This is a genomic window from Dyella marensis (assembly GCF_049532885.1).
Taxonomy (GTDB): Bacteria; Pseudomonadota; Gammaproteobacteria; order Xanthomonadales; family Rhodanobacteraceae; genus Dyella_D; species Dyella_D marensis.
Map to the genome: position 1 here is coordinate 3,431,648 of NZ_CP064029.1, position 17,267 is coordinate 3,448,914.

Here is a 17,267-nt window from a genome sequence, read left to right on the forward strand (position 1 = left end):
CGCCCGCCGCTGCGCTGAATACTCGCGCGACTCCATTGTTGGCGCGAACGTCTCATGGACGCCCTCAGCCGTCTGATCCAGCTCGCGCAACTGCAGGGCAACCTGGACGTGCGCTGCCAGTTCGCCGGCGGCTTCGCCGTCGACCATGCCGAGGCGCCGCGCGGCGAAGCGCTGTTCCACCTGGTGCTGGACGGCGGCTGCGCGATCGAACCCGCCGGCGAGCCCTCGCTGGACATGCAGGCCGGCGACCTGGTGATCTTCCCGCACGGCGCCGCCCATCTGATCCGCGACCGCCGCGGGCAGCGCCGCACGGCGCCGGTGCGGGTGGAACACGACGGCCTGCTGCCGCTGCGCCGCAACGGCGACGGCGCGCCGGAACTGGACCTCTTGTGCGGCCGCTTCCGCTACGCCCCCGCCTCGGCCAGCCTGCTGCTGTCCACCCTGCCCGGCACGCTGAAGGTTTCCCTGCGCGACACGGCCGGGATGGAAGCCCTGCAGGCGCTGGTGGCGCTGATGCGGCACGAGGCCGGCCAGCGCCAGCCCGGCGCGCTGGCCGTGGTCACCGCGCTGACCCATGCCTTGTTCGCGCTGGCCTTGCGCGCGTATGCCACCGGCGACGTGCACGGCCTGCTGCCGCTGCTGGCCGACGCGCGCCTGGGCGGCGCGGTGCAGGCGATGCTGGCGGAACCTGCGCACCCGTGGACCTTGGAGGAGCTGGGCCGTGTCGCGGCGATGTCGCGCGCCAGTTTCGCGCGGCATTTCGGCGAACGTGCGGGGATGACGCCGGGGGAATGCCTGGCGCGCCTGCGCATGCAGATCGCCGGCGATCTGCTGCTGCGTACGCGGCGGCGCACCGGTGATATCGGGCAGGACGTGGGGTATCAGTCGGAGGCGGCGTTCGGGAAGGCGTTCCGGCATTACATGGGGACGACGCCGGCGAGGTTTCGGCGGGAGCACACGCGAGAGGAAGAACACATCTAGTGAATCCTTCGCCCCTCCGGGGAGAAGGTGGCGGCAGCCGGATGAGGGGCGGGTGCTCGAGACGGCGGATCGACGAAGCGTCGCTCGCTTCTGTGCTCTTGCTTCATCGCTCCGTAGGTCCCCCTCACCCCAGCCCTCTCCCCGCAGGGGAGAGGGGGTTAAGAGCTCAGCGGCGGGAAGCCAACTTGTCGGCCCACCGCGTCGGCTCCGGCAACCGGTACTTCGTGCACGCCGCCAGCGCCCGCCGCGCCGCGCCCTCGATACTCACCCGATGCCCCGGCGACACGATCAGCGGCCGTACCCGCTCCTTGCTGCGCAACACCGTGCCGATCGTCCGCCCGCGATACATCAGCGGCACGCTGTCGCCGCGCCGCTCGCCCAGCGGCTCGTGCACGCCGACCAGGATCGTCTTCGCCACGCCGATCGTCGGCAGCCCGGTGATCACGCCCAGGTGCGCGGCAATGCCCAGCCCGCGCGGATGCGCGATGCCCTGCCCGTCGACGAACACCAGCCCGGGCTGCTCCGGCAAGCCCGCCAGCGCTTCCAGCACCGTGGGCAATTCGCGGAACGACAACAGGCCGGGGATATACGGCATGCGCGTCGGCAGCCGCGCCACCGTATGCGCCAGCGGCTGCAGGCTGCGCGCATCGAGCAGCACCGCGGCGGCGCGGGTGATCGCGCCCTGTTCCTCGAAACCGACATCCACGCCGGCGATGCGCGCGGGTTCGGCGAAATCCTCCACCAGGCTGACGCGCCCGGCCAGCGCACTCTGCAAGGCGCGCGCCTTGGCCACGTCGCCATCCCATGCGGGCACTGCCTCGGCCATCGTCATCCAGTCCATCGGGGAAGCCTGACGCCGGGGCGCTGAACACCCCGTCAAGAAAAAAGGCGCAGGCTTGATTGACCGTACACCCATGCCTCCGGATCATGCCGCCATGTCCATCCTGCTTCGCATCGCGCTGATCCTCATCCTCGCCATCGGCGGCGGCTCCCTGGCCCTGGCCCAGGACGCTCCCGATGCACCGTCCTCCGCCGCCGCCGCACCGGTCACCGTGGACCAGCTCAACGGCCAGCTCGAGCAGCTGCGCCAGACGCTGGCCGACACCGACAAGCTCGGCGACGCCGCCCTGCAGGACCTGCGCTCGCGCGCGCAGGCGCTGCAGCAGCAGGCCGATCAGCTGGTCGCCTCGCTGTCGCCGCAGTCCGATGCGCTGAAAGCCAAGCTCGACGTGCTCGGGCCCGCGCCGGAAAAAGGCCAGCCCGGCGAACCGCCGGAGGTGGCCAACCAGCGCAAGCAGCTGGGCAAGGACAAGGCCGATCTCGATGCGCAGATGAAGCAGGCCAAGACGGTGAGCCTGGAAAGCGCCCAGCTTGCCGGGCAGATCGTCGGGCTGCGCCGCCAGCTGTTCGAAGCGCGGCTCAGCCAGCGCACCTCCTCGCCGCTCAGCCTCGCGTTCTGGTCCTCGCTGTCGCGCAATGCGCCGGACGACCGCGCCGGCCTGGCGGAACTGGGCCGCGATACCTGGACGGCGATGAGCAAGGCCTGGCAGCCCGGCAACCGCACGCCGTTCTTTATCTGCACGCTGGCCGCCATCGCGCTGTTCGCGGTGGGCCGCCGCCTGCTGGAACAGGCGCTGCTGCGCCTGACCAGCGACCGCATGCCGGCCGGCCATCTGCGCCGCAGCGCGCTGGCGCTGTTCATCACCCTGGGCACCACGCTCACCTTCGGCTTCGCCGCCTATCTGCTGTACCTGGGGCTGGATTGGAACGGCACCCTGGGCGAGGAGATCGGCGGGCTGTTCGCATCGCTGGTGATGCTGGCCTGGATCGCCGCGTATATCGCCGGCCTGGGCCGCGCGCTGCTCAGCTCCGGCCGTCCGTCGTGGCGCATGCCGGCGCTGAGCGACGATCTCGCGCGCCGCCTGCGTCCGTTCCCGCCGCTGCTGGCCTGGTGCACCTTGCTGATCGGGCTGGCCGAGCGCATCACCGCGCAGGTTTCCGCATCCCTGTCGGCCACGGTGGCCGTCAACGGCTTGCTCTCGCTATTGGTAGCGGGGCTGATCGCGGCGGCGCTGCTGCGCATGGGCCGCGCGCGGCGCGCCCTGCTCGCCGCCGGCACCGCGCCCGGCAAGCGGCCGCTGTGGGTGGGCCTGCTGGTGGCGGTGGCGTTCGCCGGCGTGGTAACGCTGGCGCTGAGCCTGCTCACCGGCTATATCGCCCTCGCCTTCTTCGAGGCGCGGCAGATGCTGCGCGGCGGCGTGATCGTCGGCACCGTGTACCTGCTGATGCATCTGCTCAACGACGTGTTCGAGAGCCTGCTCTCGCCGGATTCGCGCACCGGTTCGCGCATGCACGAATCCTTCGGCGTGTCGCCCGTGCGGATGGAGCAAGCCGCGGTGGTGCTGTCCGGGGTGACCCGCGCGCTCCTGCTGCTGCTGGCGATCTCCTCGCTGCTGTCGCCCTACAACGCCGGCCCCGACGAACTGTTCGAACGCGGCAGCCAGCTGTTCGCCGGGCGCACCATCGGCACCTTGTCGATCGTGCCGGGCAATATCTTCAGCGCGCTCGGCGTGCTGGTGGCCGGCGTGGCGGCGATCCGCCTGGTCAAGCGCTGGCTGTCGCAGCAGCTGCTGCCGAAGACCGCGCTGGACCCGGGCATGCAGATGTCCATCGTCACCCTGCTCGGCTACGTCTGCGGCGTGCTGGTGTTCGTGCTGGTGCTGGGCGCGCTGAAGGTGGACCTGCAGAGCATCACCTGGGTGGCCTCGGCGCTGTCGGTGGGCATCGGCTTCGGCCTGCAGGCGATCGTGCAGAACTTCATCTCGGGCCTGATCCTGCTGGCCGAGCGGCCGGTGAAGGTCGGCGACTGGGTCAGCCTGCCGGGCGCGGGCGTGGAAGGCGACATCAAGCGCATCAACGTGCGCGCTACCGAAATCCAGCAGGGCGACCGCTCCACCGTGATCGTGCCGAACTCGCAGCTGATCACCCAGAACGTGCGCAACGTGACCCAGGCCGGCGCGCTCGGCCGCGTGCAGATCCGCCTGCCGCTGCCGCTGAGCACCGACGCCGGCAAGGCGCGCAAGGTGCTGCTGGGCACGATGGGCGAACACCCCTCCACCTTGGAAACGCCCAAGCCCAGCGTGCAGCTGGACACCATCGACGGACAGTCGCTGATCTTCGTGTGCACGGCCTATGTCGGCAGCCCGCGCGAAGTCGCCGCGGTGAAGAGCGACCTGCTGTTCGAGATGCTCGAGCGGCTGGCCAACGCGCAGCTGCCGATGTCGACGCCGCAGGACATGGTGCTGCGCCGTCCGCCATCGGAATCGCGTACCAGCGTCGACGCGCAGTTCGGCGCGCCGCCGCCGGCCACGCCGCCGGCCAGCTGACGCCCTATGCCACCGGCAGGTAGATGTCGGTGCGCAGCAACGCTTCCGGTGTCTGCTCGGGGTCGTCCAGGTAGTGATGGAAGAACGGCAGGTCGCGCAGCTCGCGGCCGCTGCCGGGCAGCCAGTGCGCGAGCAGCGCGTCGGTGGCGTCGTCGAGCAGGTCGAAGCTGCCGACGTGGCGATAGCGCGCCCACTGGCCGCCGCCGAGTTGTTCGGCGATCAGGCCCGCGCCCGGTTCCGCCGGGCGATCGAACGCCACCGCGCAGTCGAAATCGACGCCTTCCGGCGGCGCGTCGCGATGATCGCCGTGCAGCACGCCGTAGACGCCGCTGACGTGCTCCACCAGGCCCTGCGTGGCCGCCCACTCGAACAGCCGCAGATAGACCTTGTCCAGGCCGTCGAACGGCCCGCGATGGCGCACCGCGATCACCCGGAACGGCTCCATCGAAACCACTTCCACGCGCAGCTCCGCCGCTTCGTGCGCAGGCGTCGGCGCGCGGCTGGATTGCTCGATCGCCTGCGCCACGCGCTCCGGCTGCGCGCGCAGTTCGCTGGGCGAGGCGCCATAGGCCTGGCGGAACGCGCGCGCGAACGCCTGCGGCGTTTCATAGCCCACCGCCAGCGCGGCATCGGTCACCGGTTGCGCGGGATCGGCCAGCAGCTTCAGCGCGCGCAGAAGGCGCAGCCGCAGCACCGTGCCGCCGGGCGTTTCGCCGGTAAGCGCGCGGTAGATGCGGTGGAAATGGAAGGCCGACAGATGCGCCGCTTCGGCCAGCTGGGCCGGGTCGGGCAGCTCGGCGCCGCTGTCGACGGCGCGCTGCAGCAGCGCGACCGCGCGCTCGATGCCTTGCACGTAGCGGTGGCGGGTCTGGTCTTTCATGCTGGCTCTCCGTGAGGTGGCGCCGCCCAGGATCGGCGCACTACTCCGCCGCCGCGGTTCCGATCCTGCGCATACGGCACCCGTCCCGGAAGCAGCGCAAGCCATAGGCAAGAAGTCATGGTGGGCACCATCCGGCGATGACCGTAAAGTCGGCGTTCATTCTCCCATCCCCTTCACGCCGCCCGCGATGGACCGCCTTGCGGCCCTGCCTGGAGGTTTCATGTCGATCAGCCGCCCGCTTCTTCTTGCCGCCGCGCTCGCCGCCGTCCTCGGCGCCGGCCTTGCCCAGGCGCAGACCGCGCCGCTCACGCCGGACATCCCGGCCAAGTTCGAATCGCCCACCACGGGCTTCGACTACGTCAAGCGCGAGGTGATGATCCCGATGCGCGACGGCGTGAAGCTGCACACCGTGATCGTGATCCCCAAGGGCGCCAGGCACGCGCCGATCCTGCTCACCCGCACGCCGTACAACGCCAGCGGCCGCGCCGCGCGGCTGGAGTCGTCGAGCATGCTGGCCGAGCTGCCGCAGGGCGACGAAGTGTTCGTGCGCGGCGGCTATATCCGCGTCTTCCAGGACGTGCGCGGCAAGTACGGCTCCGAAGGCGATTACGTGATGACGCGCCCGCTGCGCGGCCCGCTCAACTCCAGCGAAGTCGACCACTCCACCGACGCCTACGACACCATCGACTGGCTGGTGAAGAACCTGCCCGAATCCAACGGCAAGGTCGGCATGCTCGGCTCGTCGTACGAAGGCTTCACCGTGGTGATGGCGCTGATCAACCCGCATCCGGCGCTGAAGGTGGCCGCACCGGAAAGCCCGATGGTCGACGGCTGGATGGGCGACGACTGGTTCCACTACGGCGCCTACCGCCAGACCAACTTCGACTATATCCGCGGCCAGACCGCGCAGAAGGGCAAGGGCTCGTCCGCGCCGCGCGACGGCTACGACGACTACAGCAATTTCCTCGAAGCCGGCTCCGCCGGCGACTACGCGCGCGCCAACGGCTTCGAGCAGCTGCCGTTCTGGAAGAAGCTGGACGAGCACCCCGCCTACGACGCGTTCTGGCAGGGCCAGGCGCTGGACAAGATCATGGCGCAGCAGCCGCTGAAGGTGCCGACCATGTGGCTGCAGGGCCTGTGGGACCAGGAAGACATGTGGGGCGCCATCCACAGCTACGAGGCGACGGAACCGAAGGACAAGGGCAACGACAAGAACTTCCTGGTGATGGGCCCGTGGCGCCATAGCCAGGTGAATTACGACGGCACCTCGCTGGGCCCGCTGAAGTGGGACGGCGACACCGCCCTGCAGTTCCGCCGCGACGTGCTCAAGCCGTTCTTCGACCAGTACCTGGTGGACGGCGCGCCGAAGGCGAACACGCCGCCGGTGCTGATCTACAACACCGGCGAGAACCGCTGGGACCGCTTCAAGACCTGGCCGCTCAGCTGCGACAGCGGCTGCGCCAGCAAGCCGAAGGCGCTGTACCTGGAAGCCGATGGCAAGCTCTCGTTCGAGGCGCCGGCCGGCAGTGCGTCGAAGTACGACGAATACGTCTCCGATCCGGCCAAGCCGGTGCCGTACCTGCCGCGCCCGGTGCACTTCGCCGACCACGATGCGTGGACGCGCTGGCTGGTCACCGACCAGCGTTTCGTCGACGGCCGTCCGGACGTGCTCACCTACGTCAGCGAACCGCTGACGGCGCCGCTGCACGTCGGCGGCGCGCCGCAGGTGAACCTGTATGCGTCGACCAGCGGCACCGACAGCGACTGGGCGGTGAAGCTGATCGACGTGTATCCGGACACGGTGGCCTCCGACCCCGACATGGGCGGCTACGAGCTGCCGATCTCGCTGGATATCTTCCGCGGCCGCTACCGCACCAGCTTCGAGCATCCGCAGGCGATCGCCGCGGACCAGCCGCTGCTGTACAGCTTCGGCCTGCCGACGGTGAACCACGTGTTCCAGCCCGGCCACCGCATCATGGTGCAGGTGCAGTCCACGCTGTTCCCGCTGTACGACCGCAATCCGCAGACCTTCGTGCCGAACATCTTCGACGCCAGGCCGGGCGATTACCGCAAGGCGACGCAGCGCGTGTGGCACGCGCCGGGGACGCTGAGCGCGATCAGCCTGCCAGTCGTGAAGTGACACAGGTTGGGGTGAGCACAGCGAACCCCAACGTCGCGCAACACAAAAAACGAAACGGCCTGCCCTGGTGCGTCATCCCGGCGCAGGCCGGGATCCAGTAACGACCACCTTGCACGCTGTCGTGCTTACGTCCCAATGCTGGCTTGGTGGCGCCGCGTCATCACCGGGCGGTGTCGCCACTGGATCCCGGCCTGCGCCGGGATGACGGCCTGGATAGCGCGCGGCATGTACCAAACAAAAAAGGGCTGGCGGAAACGCCAGCCCTTTCTGTTTTCAACGCCGCGACGCTACGCGGTTACGGCGTGCAAGCCTTGCCATGATCGCCGTGATAGCCCTTGGCCTTCGCATCGGCTTCGCTCATGTACGAGCCCTGCTTGGTCTTGCCGTACCACTTGTCGCTCGGACAGTGATAGACCTTGCTGCTCGCATTCACCCACACCATGCCCGGGCCACCGCCCGGCGCCGGCTGCGAGTTGGGCGACGGCGGCATTGGCATCGGCTTCTTCGGCGCGGCCGCGGCGGCGGGTGCCGACGCTGCGGCGGGAGCCGCCTGCGGCGTCGGCGCGGGTGCGGCGGGAGCCGCGGCAGCAGGCGCAGCCGCCGGTGCGGCAGCCGCAGCCGCGGCGGCCGCGGCGTACCACTCCTTCACGCCCTTGTGGCCGGAGCAGGCCCCCTTCTTGGTGGCGTGATCGGTGTAGCTGCCGTCCTTGCACTGGCCGGTGGAACCGGCCGGCGCCGACGCCTGCTGCGCGAACACGGCCGGACCGGCCAACAGGCAGGCCGCCATCACTGCGATCGAAACGAACGATTTCATCTGTACTCCCTCCAGCGCGATTGACCTTCCGTTGCTTCGCCGCGGGTGCCGCCCTTGCCCCCATGCCGCCGCGAAACACATGCGCCGACCGGCGCACGCGGCGCGACTATGCATCAAAAAAAACAACGCGCCATGCGTGGGGGCATGGCGCGTTCATCATTCATCGTGCTGTTTCGCAAGCTCTTGCGCAGGGCTTTCATCCGCCCGTCGCAAACCGGCTGGCGTAGGTTGGGGTGAGCCGGAGGCGAACCCAACATGGCCCGATCCAGACGCATCGCATCGTTGGGGTTCGCCGAAGGCTCACCCCAACCTACGCCGCACACCTTATTTCGCGGGCGGCTTCAACGTCGAACCCGGACGCGCGATGCCGTACATCTCCCAGGTGATCTGCTTGAGCAAGGCCCAGCGGTCGTCGCCCTGCACGTACAGATCGAAATGCGTGCGGTCCGGAATGAAGCGCACCTCGGCCTTCGCATGCAGTCCGTCGAGCACGGCCTTCAGGCGATGCGCCGCGCCGTCCAGGTAGAACGTATCGGCGGTGCCCACGATCAGGTGGATCTTGCCGTCCAGGTCCGGCTTCAACGCCGGCCATTCCTTCTGCAGGCGGTGCGCGATGTCGTAATGCTCGATCCAGTACGCCGCCACCGCCGGATCGACCGCGCCGGTATCGCGATCGAACATCGGCTGCGGACGCCCGTCCGCGCCGCGCGGCGAGAACACCCAGTCGAACGAGGCGAGCTGGCCGCCGTATTCGCCGAGCACGCGCTCCAGCCTGGCGTACTGCTCGAAGGTGGCGAGCACCTTGCCCTTGTCGCGGATCAGCGGGTTGGCCGAACCGTCCGGCTTGCGGAAGGCATTGGCATCGGACAGGTACAGGTCCACGCCGGTGAAATCGTGGAAGTCGCTGGGATCGGGCGAGGTCGACCAGGTGCCGCCGAACACCTTCGGATAACGCGTCTGTAGCCACAGCGTGGCCCAGCCGCCGGAGGAATGCCCGTTGAGGAAGCGGCCCTGCGCCTTGCCGTCCATGCGGTACTGCTTTTCCAGCGACGGGATCAGCTCCTCGGTGAGCGCCTTGCCCCAGGGGCCGTTGTTCACCGAATCGGCGAATTCGTGCGTACCGGTGGGGCTGGACTCGTCCAGGAACACCCAGATCATCGGCGGCATCTCGCCCTTGGCGGTCGCCGCGTAGCTGTTGGCGATCGGGCCGTACAGGCGGTCGCCGCCGCCGCCGAAGCCGTGCGTGTAGTACACCACCGGATAACGCTCGGCCTTCTTCGCCTCGTAGTCCGGCGGCAGCAGCACCCAGCCGCGCATATGGATGGGCCGGCCCCAGAACGCCGACAGCGCGGGGCTGACGAAATCGATCGGCCGCGCATGCTCGCGCGCAGCAGCCATCGCATCGCGCATGTCTTTCGAGGTGGACGGCGGCAAGGTCCACGCTTCGCGCGCCGGCAGCGCCCTGCTCAACTGCAGCACGGGCAGCGTCGCCGCCGGCAGATGCACCGGCGTCACCTCGCTGACCACGTCGCCCGCGCCGCGCCCGCTGTAGTTGTAGTTGTGGTTGGCATCGAGCACCGCCTGCACCAGGTAGTCGCCGGCCGGCAGCTTGGCCAGCGGGCCGGGAAAGGCGATGTCGTCGGCATCCAGGCTGACCGTGTCGCCGGGCGCCAGCCGCGCCACTTCGCGCGCGGCCACCAGGGTCTGGTCCGGATGCAGCGGATTGACGTCGACTTCCTCCACCTTGCCGTCCTTCGCCTCGGCCTTGGCCGCCGCGGCGCTGGTGACGAACAGCAGCAGGCGCCCGCCGACCGGCGCGGTCTGCGCGCCGCCGAGCTGCACCTGGACATAGTGATGCGCAACCGGCGCATCGTTGCGGGCCTGCGCGCTGCCGATGAGCGCAAGGCCCAGCAGCGCGGCGGCGACGGGACGGCGAAGCAGCATGGCGTTCTCCCTGAAAACCGGATGGGGAAGACGGCGGCGCAGCCCCCTGCGCCGCCGCCGGGGTTCAATCGTCTTTGGCGTTCTTCACCGGCGCCAGGCGCAGGTCCTGGAAGTCGAAGCTGAAATCGGTGAGCGGCGAGATCGGCTCCATGCGCGCCTCGCGGATCGCGCCGTCGGCATCGAGGGTGAAGCTGACGAAGGCGTCGGCATTGAGCGAGCGGTCGTCCCAGCGCACCACGAAGGTGTCGTGCTGCCACGGCGTCATGGTGCCCACCAGCTGTGGCGTCTTGCTGAAGGTCAGGCGCAGCTTGCCGCCCTCCTGCGCGACCACGACGTCGCCGTACCAGCGGTCGCGATAGGTGCCGGCATACCTGGCGACGGCCAGCGAGGGCTTGCCGTTCCTGTCGCGCGCGGCCTCGTGCTGCTTCCAGCTGTCGTCGGCCTTGTCTTCGGACTTCTTCACCGCGGCGGCATACGCGGCGACCCAATCGGTCTTGTCGCGGCCCAGGTACGCATCGAGCACACGATAGGTGACCGCGTTGAACGCGGCGCCGGATTCCTGGTTGGTCAGCACCACCACGCCGAGCTTCAGCTCCGGCACCAGGGTCAGGCGCGAGACCATGCCCGGCCAGCCGCCGGTGTGCCACACCAGGCGCTGCCCGCGGTAGTCGGTCAGGAACCAGCCCTCGCCGTAGCCGGCGAAGTTCGGCTTGACCGCGGCCAGTTCCGGCACCGGCGGTTCGCCGATGCGCATCGGCGTGAGCATCGACCACATCTGCTTCTGGCTTTCTTCCTTGAACAGGCGCTTGCCGTCCGGCAGCGCGCCGCCGGCCAGCTGCACGTTCATCCACTTGGTCAGGTCGTGCACGCTGGCATAGATGCCGCCGGCGCCGGGGTTGTTGACCCAGGCCATCGGCGGCACCGGCTTCAGGTCCTTGAAATCGAACTTGGCGTGGCCCATGGCTACGTCCATGCCGGGCTTCAGATAGGTCATGTCGACCAGCGACTCGTCCATGCCTACCGGCTTGAACAGGTTGTCGCGCACGAAGTCGGCGTAGCTCTGGCCCGAGGTTTCCTCGATCACCAGCGTGGCCACCGCGAACAGGATGTTGTCGTAGGCGTAGGCGCTGCGGAAGCTGGTGGCCAGCGGCACCTCGCGCAGGCGCTGCACCACTTCCCTGGTGCTGTATCTGGTGGGCGGCCAGTACAGCAGGTCGCCCGCGCCCAAGCCTAAGCCGCTGCGGTGGGCGAGCAGGTCGCGGATGCGCATCTCGCGCGTGACGTACGGGTCGGACATCTGGAACCACGGCAGATGGTCGATCACGCGGTCGTCCATCTTCAGCTTGCCGCGCTCGGCCAGGATCTGCAGCGAGGCGGCGGTAAAGGCCTTGGTGTTGGAGGCGATGGCGAACAGCGTGTGGGCATCCACCGCGCCGGACTTGCCGGCCTCTTTCTCGCCGAAGCCCTGCTCCAGCACCACCTTGCCGTCCTTGACGATGGCCACCGCGATGCCCGGCACCTCGAACTGCTTGCGCGCGCTGTCGACGTAGGCGGTGAAGTCCTGCAATTGCGCGGGCAGCGCCGCGCTGGCGGAGGCGGCCGGCGCGCTATCGGGCAGCGGCGGCTGCGCCCAGACCGGGGAAGCGGCAAAGGCCAGCAGCGCGGCGCAGCAGGCCAGGCGCGGGGACAGGACTCGTCGGGACATCGTCGGCTCCAGCTTGGCGAAAGCGGCCAACTATCGCGGCAAAGCCGCGCCGGCGCCAGCGCGGAAAGTCACAGCCGCCGCGGGGCGCCTGCCAACTCAGTCGTGCGCGGGCTTGCCGCGGCTTTCCAGCCACGGCGCCAGCGACACCGACCAGATGTTTTCGCTGGCGTTGTCCCAGGCCTGCATGCGCGCCAGGTCCTTCTCGGCCTGCTCATGCGAACGCGGATAGCTCACTTTCTCCGCGCGATGGCTGCTGAAGTAGAGCGTGCGGCCGTCCGGCCCCAGGTGCGCGCCCCAGGGGTCGCCGACGTTGACCGCATCGCCCAGGTCGACCGGCGCGCCCCAGCCGCTGCCTTCGCGGAAGGCGATGTACAGGCGGTCGGCCTTGCCCTTCCCCGCGTAATCGGCGTCGAACACGATGAAAGACTCATCGGGCGCGATCGCCGGATCGAGCTTGTGCGCGGCCGCGTCGCCCAGCACCACCAGCTCCGGCGCCTCGTAGGTGCCGTTGCGGTACTGCGTGCGGTACAGGCGGAACTCGTCGTCGTCGCCCGGACGCTGGAAATACACGCTGCCATCGGCGGCAACGCTCGGCGCATAGGTGCGCGTGCTGCTGTTGACCGCATCCGGCAGCCGCACCGGCTCGCCCCAGCCGTCGCCCTTGCGCTCGACGCGCCACAGATGCCCGCCCGCCGCATGCTGCACCTTGCCGTTCGCCATCACGCCATCCAGCGCCTTGCCGCCGGGCGTGTCGGGACGGTTGGAGGTGAACACGATGAAGGAGCCGTCCGGCGCCATCGCCGGATCGTGGTCCAGCCATTGTCCGGAGAACGGTGCGATGCGCGGCTCGGACCAGGCGTGGCCGATCTTGTGCGATTCCAGGATCACCGCGTTCGGCCAGCTGATGCGGTCGAAGAACACGGTGTGGCCGTCCGGCGAGAACGTGGCGGAGTCTTCGTTGGCCGGGCCGGACACCACGCCCGGCGCGAAGATTTCCGGCACGGTGTCGCGTGTATCGGCCACGGCGTTCGCTGCCACGGCAAGACCCAGCGACAGCAGGGCGTAAGCGAACGGTTTCATGGACGGATCCGTCGATGCCGTAACGGCGATGCGCCTGGATACGCTTCGCCCCGGCGCGCGGCGCGTGCCTGAAGTCACGACCGCGGGTTCACGCGCCGCCATGGCATCATCGCCGCCCCGCCACCGCGCCCCGCCAAGCCAGCGACCCGACCCGATGGACGATCTCTTCAGCAGCGCCACGCCCCGCGCCGAACGCATCCGCACCGGCATCGGCGGCTGGAACTACGCACCCTGGCGCAAGAATTTCTACCCGGAAGGACTGGTGCAGCGGCGCGAGCTGGAATACGCCAGCCGGCACCTGCGCGCGATCGAGATCAACGGCACTTACTACGGTGCGCAGAAGGCCGAGACCTACGGCCGCTGGGCGGCGGAGACGCCGGAAGGTTTCGTGTTTTCCTTGAAAGCGCCGCGCTATGTCACGGAGGGCAAGCGCCTGGCGGCCACCGGCAAAGGCATCGACAGTTTCGTGCACGGCGGCCTGGCCGAAATGGGCGACCGGCTGGGGCCGATCCTGTGGCAGTTGCCGCCGTCGCGCGCGTTCGATGCGGACGACATCGCCGCGTTTCTCGACCTGCTGCCGCGCCAATTGAACGGCAAGCCGCTGCGCCACGTGCTGGAGGTGCGGCATCGCAGTTTTCTCAGCGATGCGTATGTGGCGCTGGCGCGCGAGCGGCGTATTCCCACCGTGTACACCGACTCGCCGGAGTATCCGAATATCGCCGACCTGACCGGCGATTTCGCCTATGCGCGGCTGATGCGCAGCGCGGATGGCGAGGCGACGGGGTATCCGGCCTCCGCGCTGGACGAGTGGGCCGATCGCGCGCAGCGCTGGGCGCGTGGCGAGGATTGCGAAGAGCTGCCGCATTTCGCGGCGCCGCTGGCGAAGGCGGAGCCGCGCGATGTGTTCGTTTATTTCATCAGTGCGGCGAAGCATCTGAATCCGGCGGCGGCGATGGCGCTGCAGAAACGCGTCGACCGCACGGCGTAGGTTGGGGTGAGCCGCAGGCAAACCCCAACAATGCGGTGCGTTTGGATGTTGCGATGTTGGGGTTCGCCTGCGGCTCACCCCAACCTACGCCGGCTTGATCCGCCTAGGCCGCGGCGGTGAGTTCTTCGCGGATCGCCGCCACCATCTCGTACGACCTGCGGCGCAGCGCATGCTCGAACACATTCGCCGTGATCATCAGCTCATCCGGCTGGTGACGCCCGATAAACGCGAGCAAGCCCTCCCGCACCGAACGCGCATCGCCCACCACCGAACAGGCCAGCGCGCGCTCCACGCCGAACTTCTCGGTCGGCGTCCAGTAGCTCTCGATGTCGTCGATCGGTGGCGGAATCAGCCCCGGCATGCCGCGGCGCAGATTGATGAAGCTCTGCTGCTGGGTGGTGAACAGCTTGCGCGCCTGCGCATCGCTTTCGGCCGCGATCACGTTGATGCCGAGCATCGCGTGAGGCCGCGCCAGGTGTTCCGACGGGCGGAAATCGCGGCGATACAACGCCAGTGCCTCGTCCATCGCATCCGGCGCGAAGTGCGAAGCGAATGCATACGGCAGGCCCAGCGCCGCGGCCAGGCGCGCGCCGAACAGGCTGGAGCCGAGGATCCACACCGGCACGTCGATACCCGCGCCGGGCACCGCGCGCACCGGCTGGCCGGCCTGCGCCGGCTGGAAATACCTCAGCAGCTCCTGCACGTCTTCGGGGAACGCATCGGCGCTCTCGTAATAGCGGCGCAGCGCGCGTGCCGTCGGCTGGTCGGTGCCGGGCGCGCGGCCCAGGCCCAGGTCGATGCGGCCGGGATACAGCGAAGCCAGCGTGCCGAACTGCTCGGCCACCTGCAGCGGCGCGTGGTTGGGCAGCATGATGCCGCCGGCGCCGACGCGGATGCTCGAGGTGCCGCCGGCGATATGGCCGATCAGCACCGAAGTGGCGGCGCTGGCGATGCCGGGCATGTTGTGGTGCTCGGCCAGCCAGTAGCGCCGGTAGCCCAGGCGCTCGGCCAGGCGGGCCAGGTCCAGGCTGTTGGCGAAGGCCTGCGCCGGCGTGCTGCCCTGGGTGACCGGCGCCAGATCGAGTACGGAAAACGGAATCATGGAGTGTCCTCGCGGCGAAGCTCCCGATCTGGGGGCGGACCGGGGCATTGCCAGCCTCCCCGGTACAGAAAATGTCGACCGGCCTGCAGAGCCGGCGACGCGGGCGGCCCATGCTCTACAGCTTCGATCCGGGCAGCCGATAACCCGGCGGGGAGACCGCGTCCGCGGCAGCAGGGGAGAACCACACGATGTACTGGCTAAGGCGCTTCTTCGCCCCCTCGCCCCTGCCCGCCGTACAGCCGCTGGCGCGCGCGCAGTTCCAGCGCCCGGCCAGGGCGCCGGCCGCTCCGCTGGCAGCGCCTGCGCCCGCCCCCGCGCCGGAATTGGCTGCGCTGGCCGAACGCTTCCAGCGCTTCATGCTCGGCCTGCCCGACGCGCGCCAGGGTGCCAACCCGAACGAGGCCGCCCTGCTGCGGCGCCTGCAGATCGTGGCCGAGCGCTTCGACGTGCGCAGCCTGCCGCGCCTGCCCGCGGTGCTGCCGCAGCTGCTGCTGGCATTGAAGAACGACGACGTGGCCGGCGCCGAGCTGGCGCGCCTGGTCGGGCGCGATCCGATGCTGGTCGGCGAAGTGATGCGGGTCAGCCGCAGCATCTACTACCGCACCCTGCATTCGATCCAGAGCCTGCAGCACGCGGTGGTGCTGCTGGGCCAGGACGGGCTGCGCCGCGTGGCGACCCAGCACATGATGAAACCGATCCTGCAGGCCAGCGCTGGCGTGCACGGCCTGGTGGCGGGACAGCGGCTGTGGGATCACGCCGAACGCTGCGCGCATGCCAGCGCGTTTCTCGGCAAGTTCGCCGGCTGCGATCCGTTCGAGGCTTACCTGGCCGGCATCGTGTGCAATACCGGCACCGGTGCGGTGATCCATCTGCTGAGCATGGAAGAGATTGCCGCGCCCGAGACGCTGAGCCCCGCCTTCCTCGAAGGCTGCGCGCAGCTGGGCGCGAGCCTGACCTTGCGCGCCGCGCGCCACTGGGAACTGCCGGGCGCGGTGATCCAGGCGCTGTCCGAACATGCGCAGGAACAGGCGCCGGAAACGCTGTCTCCGCTCGGCAAGACGTTGCACGTGGCGCATTACCTGTCGATGGCGCAGCTGCTGCGCGATCATCGCGCGCTCGAGGCCATGCCCGATCTCAGCGAAGCCTGGCCGGCGCGCTTCGCACCGGCGCAGGTCGCGCGCTGCCAGCAGGATCTGCAGCACCAGTTCGATTCCGTGCCGCGCGAAAAAGGCTACTGATCCTTGGGCGCTTCCGGATGGCGTTCCAGCCATTCCGCCAGCGCCGCCTTGTAGCGGTCCAGCGCCGCTTCGTACAGATCGTAGATGCAGGGCACGCAGCCCTCGCCGCAGCAGTCGAGCGCGTCGGGTTCGATGGGCCTTACCGGCCGCGGATCGCCGGGAGGCGCGGAGCCTCCCGGCGCTTGTTCTTCAGAGCCGCTCAAGCGCTCAACCCGGCTTGCGGAACCGGTACGCGAACTGATCGGTATGCCCGCGTATGGCCTTGTCGAAGACCTTGATGTCGTGCGGATCGGCGGGATTGCGCAGCACGTTGCTTTCGCCGTCGAACACGAAGCCCGCCGCTTCCACCTGCTTCTTGACGATGGCCGGATCGATGCGGTGCAAGGTATCGGTGTCGCGCATGCCGGAACCGGCTTCGGCCACGTGGTCGACGATCACGAACAGGCCGCCGGGCTTGAGCGCATCGAACACCTGCTTGTTGAGCACGGCCGGATCGATCTTGCCCATGAACTTGTCCGGGTAGTCGTGGTAGTTCTGCGAGGTGAACACCATGTCGACCGGCTTGGGCACGCTGAACTGGTTGCCCGGCTGCAGCAGCACGCTGACGTTCTTGTAGTGCGGCTGCGCGGCGAGCGCGTTGGAGGCCTTTACGTCGGAATCGGCTTCCTGCGCATACTCGTTGGGCCACACGTCGTAGACATGTCCGCCGTCGCCGACGGCGGCGCTGAACAAGCGGGTGAAGTAACCGCCGCCGGGAATCAGGTCGACCACGCTTTGGCCGGGCTTCACTTCGGCGAAGGCCAGCAGCTCGCCGCCCTTGCGGCGCGCGTCGTTGGCGGCGTCCGCCTTGCGCGCCGGATCGGCGACCGCGGCGGCGACGTTGGCGGGCATGGCGCCGGCGGGCTTCGGCGGCTGTGCCGCGGCGGCCAGCGGCAGGGCAAGGACGATCAACGCTGCGAGAACGGTCGTGCGCATGACGGGACTCCGCGGTGGGTTGGGAGCGGCATTG

General features: G+C 69.2%; 14 protein-coding genes. 5 read left to right on the forward strand and 9 right to left on the reverse strand.

The window, feature by feature from the left end:
- Nucleotides 1-54: 54 nt before the first annotated feature.
- Entirely contained in the window at nt 55-981 is a 927-nt protein-coding gene (locus ISN75_RS14775; protein WP_343818687.1) for an AraC family transcriptional regulator, read from the forward strand.
- 166 nt (nt 982-1,147) lie between these two features.
- On the opposite strand, the gene nfi is transcribed toward ISN75_RS14775, so the two are convergent.
- The gene (gene nfi / locus ISN75_RS14780; protein ID WP_343818685.1) at nt 1,148-1,822 is read right to left on the reverse strand and encodes a deoxyribonuclease V; all 675 of its coding nucleotides are present in this window, start codon (nt 1,820-1,822) and stop codon (nt 1,148-1,150) included.
- Nucleotides 1,823-1,916: 94 nt separating this feature from the next.
- Between nfi and ISN75_RS14785 the strand changes: the two genes are divergently transcribed.
- Nucleotides 1,917-4,367, forward strand: coding sequence for a DUF3772 domain-containing protein (locus tag ISN75_RS14785; protein WP_343818683.1), 2,451 nt, complete (start codon nt 1,917-1,919; stop codon nt 4,365-4,367).
- A 4-nt stretch (nt 4,368-4,371) separates the two neighbouring features.
- Here the strand turns inward: ISN75_RS14785 and ISN75_RS14790 are convergent, their stop codons facing one another.
- On the reverse strand, nt 4,372-5,247 hold the full coding sequence (locus tag ISN75_RS14790) for an AraC family transcriptional regulator (RefSeq protein ID WP_343818682.1): 876 nt from the start codon (nt 5,245-5,247) through the stop codon (nt 4,372-4,374).
- A 220-nt stretch (nt 5,248-5,467) separates the two neighbouring features.
- On the opposite strand from ISN75_RS14790, the gene ISN75_RS14795 reads away from it, so the two are divergent.
- Nucleotides 5,468-7,387, forward strand: a complete 1,920-nt coding sequence (locus ISN75_RS14795; protein ID WP_167254233.1) for a CocE/NonD family hydrolase — start codon at nt 5,468-5,470, stop codon at nt 7,385-7,387.
- 295 nt (nt 7,388-7,682) lie between these two features.
- Here the strand turns inward: ISN75_RS14795 and ISN75_RS14800 are convergent, their stop codons facing one another.
- From ISN75_RS14800 to ISN75_RS14815, 4 genes are all read right to left on the reverse strand, one after another.
- Nucleotides 7,683-8,201: a DUF3761 domain-containing protein gene (locus ISN75_RS14800; RefSeq protein ID WP_168647047.1), complete on the reverse strand. Its 519-nt coding sequence runs from the start codon at nt 8,199-8,201 to the stop codon at nt 7,683-7,685.
- A 324-nt stretch (nt 8,202-8,525) separates the two neighbouring features.
- A complete protein-coding gene (locus ISN75_RS14805) occupies nt 8,526-10,145 on the reverse strand; it encodes an alpha/beta hydrolase (protein ID WP_343818679.1) in 1,620 nt (539 codons plus the stop codon).
- A gap of 64 nt (nt 10,146-10,209) precedes the next feature.
- Nucleotides 10,210-11,850, reverse strand: coding sequence for a serine hydrolase (locus tag ISN75_RS14810; RefSeq protein WP_343818677.1), 1,641 nt, complete (start codon nt 11,848-11,850; stop codon nt 10,210-10,212).
- A gap of 96 nt (nt 11,851-11,946) precedes the next feature.
- Complete coding sequence (locus tag ISN75_RS14815; protein ID WP_343818675.1) at nt 11,947-12,930, reverse strand: hypothetical protein; 984 nt, start codon at nt 12,928-12,930, stop codon at nt 11,947-11,949.
- 154 nt (nt 12,931-13,084) lie between these two features.
- On the opposite strand from ISN75_RS14815, the gene ISN75_RS14820 reads away from it, so the two are divergent.
- A complete protein-coding gene (locus tag ISN75_RS14820; RefSeq protein WP_343818673.1) occupies nt 13,085-13,918 on the forward strand; it encodes a DUF72 domain-containing protein in 834 nt (277 codons plus the stop codon).
- A gap of 103 nt (nt 13,919-14,021) precedes the next feature.
- On the opposite strand, the gene ISN75_RS14825 is transcribed toward ISN75_RS14820, so the two are convergent.
- On the reverse strand, nt 14,022-15,020 hold the full coding sequence (locus ISN75_RS14825; RefSeq protein ID WP_167254220.1) for an LLM class flavin-dependent oxidoreductase: 999 nt from the start codon (nt 15,018-15,020) through the stop codon (nt 14,022-14,024).
- Between the two features lie 188 nt (nt 15,021-15,208).
- Between ISN75_RS14825 and ISN75_RS14830 the strand changes: the two genes are divergently transcribed.
- The gene (locus ISN75_RS14830; RefSeq protein WP_343818671.1) at nt 15,209-16,258 is read left to right on the forward strand and encodes an HDOD domain-containing protein; all 1,050 of its coding nucleotides are present in this window, start codon (nt 15,209-15,211) and stop codon (nt 16,256-16,258) included.
- On the opposite strand, the gene ISN75_RS14835 is transcribed toward ISN75_RS14830, so the two are convergent.
- Both ISN75_RS14835 and ISN75_RS14840 read right to left on the reverse strand, forming a co-directional pair.
- Nucleotides 16,252-16,461, reverse strand: a complete 210-nt coding sequence (locus ISN75_RS14835) for an oxidoreductase-like domain-containing protein (RefSeq protein WP_167254216.1) — start codon at nt 16,459-16,461, stop codon at nt 16,252-16,254. The two genes, ISN75_RS14830 and ISN75_RS14835, sit on opposite strands and share 7 nt — an antisense overlap.
- A gap of 4 nt (nt 16,462-16,465) precedes the next feature.
- Complete coding sequence (locus tag ISN75_RS14840) at nt 16,466-17,233, reverse strand: class I SAM-dependent methyltransferase (protein ID WP_167254214.1); 768 nt, start codon at nt 17,231-17,233, stop codon at nt 16,466-16,468.
- Nucleotides 17,234-17,267: the final 34 nt, after the last annotated feature.

What these genes read in the sequence shown, in the direction of transcription:
- ISN75_RS14775 (WP_343818687.1), top strand. Translation starts at nt 55, where the DNA reads ATGGACGCCCTCAGCCGTCTGATCCAGCTCGCGCAACTGCAGGGCAAC.
- nfi (WP_343818685.1), bottom strand. Translation starts at nt 1,822, where the DNA reads ATGGACTGGATGACGATGGCCGAGGCAGTGCCCGCATGGGATGGCGAC.
- ISN75_RS14785 (WP_343818683.1), top strand. Translation starts at nt 1,917, where the DNA reads ATGTCCATCCTGCTTCGCATCGCGCTGATCCTCATCCTCGCCATCGGC.
- ISN75_RS14790 (WP_343818682.1), bottom strand. Translation starts at nt 5,247, where the DNA reads ATGAAAGACCAGACCCGCCACCGCTACGTGCAAGGCATCGAGCGCGCG.
- ISN75_RS14795 (WP_167254233.1), top strand. Translation starts at nt 5,468, where the DNA reads ATGTCGATCAGCCGCCCGCTTCTTCTTGCCGCCGCGCTCGCCGCCGTC.
- ISN75_RS14800 (WP_168647047.1), bottom strand. Translation starts at nt 8,201, where the DNA reads ATGAAATCGTTCGTTTCGATCGCAGTGATGGCGGCCTGCCTGTTGGCC.
- ISN75_RS14805 (WP_343818679.1), bottom strand. Translation starts at nt 10,145, where the DNA reads ATGCTGCTTCGCCGTCCCGTCGCCGCCGCGCTGCTGGGCCTTGCGCTC.
- ISN75_RS14810 (WP_343818677.1), bottom strand. Translation starts at nt 11,850, where the DNA reads ATGTCCCGACGAGTCCTGTCCCCGCGCCTGGCCTGCTGCGCCGCGCTG.
- ISN75_RS14815 (WP_343818675.1), bottom strand. Translation starts at nt 12,930, where the DNA reads ATGAAACCGTTCGCTTACGCCCTGCTGTCGCTGGGTCTTGCCGTGGCA.
- ISN75_RS14820 (WP_343818673.1), top strand. Translation starts at nt 13,085, where the DNA reads ATGGACGATCTCTTCAGCAGCGCCACGCCCCGCGCCGAACGCATCCGC.
- ISN75_RS14825 (WP_167254220.1), bottom strand. Translation starts at nt 15,020, where the DNA reads ATGATTCCGTTTTCCGTACTCGATCTGGCGCCGGTCACCCAGGGCAGC.
- ISN75_RS14830 (WP_343818671.1), top strand. Translation starts at nt 15,209, where the DNA reads ATGTACTGGCTAAGGCGCTTCTTCGCCCCCTCGCCCCTGCCCGCCGTA.
- ISN75_RS14840 (WP_167254214.1), bottom strand. Translation starts at nt 17,233, where the DNA reads ATGCGCACGACCGTTCTCGCAGCGTTGATCGTCCTTGCCCTGCCGCTG.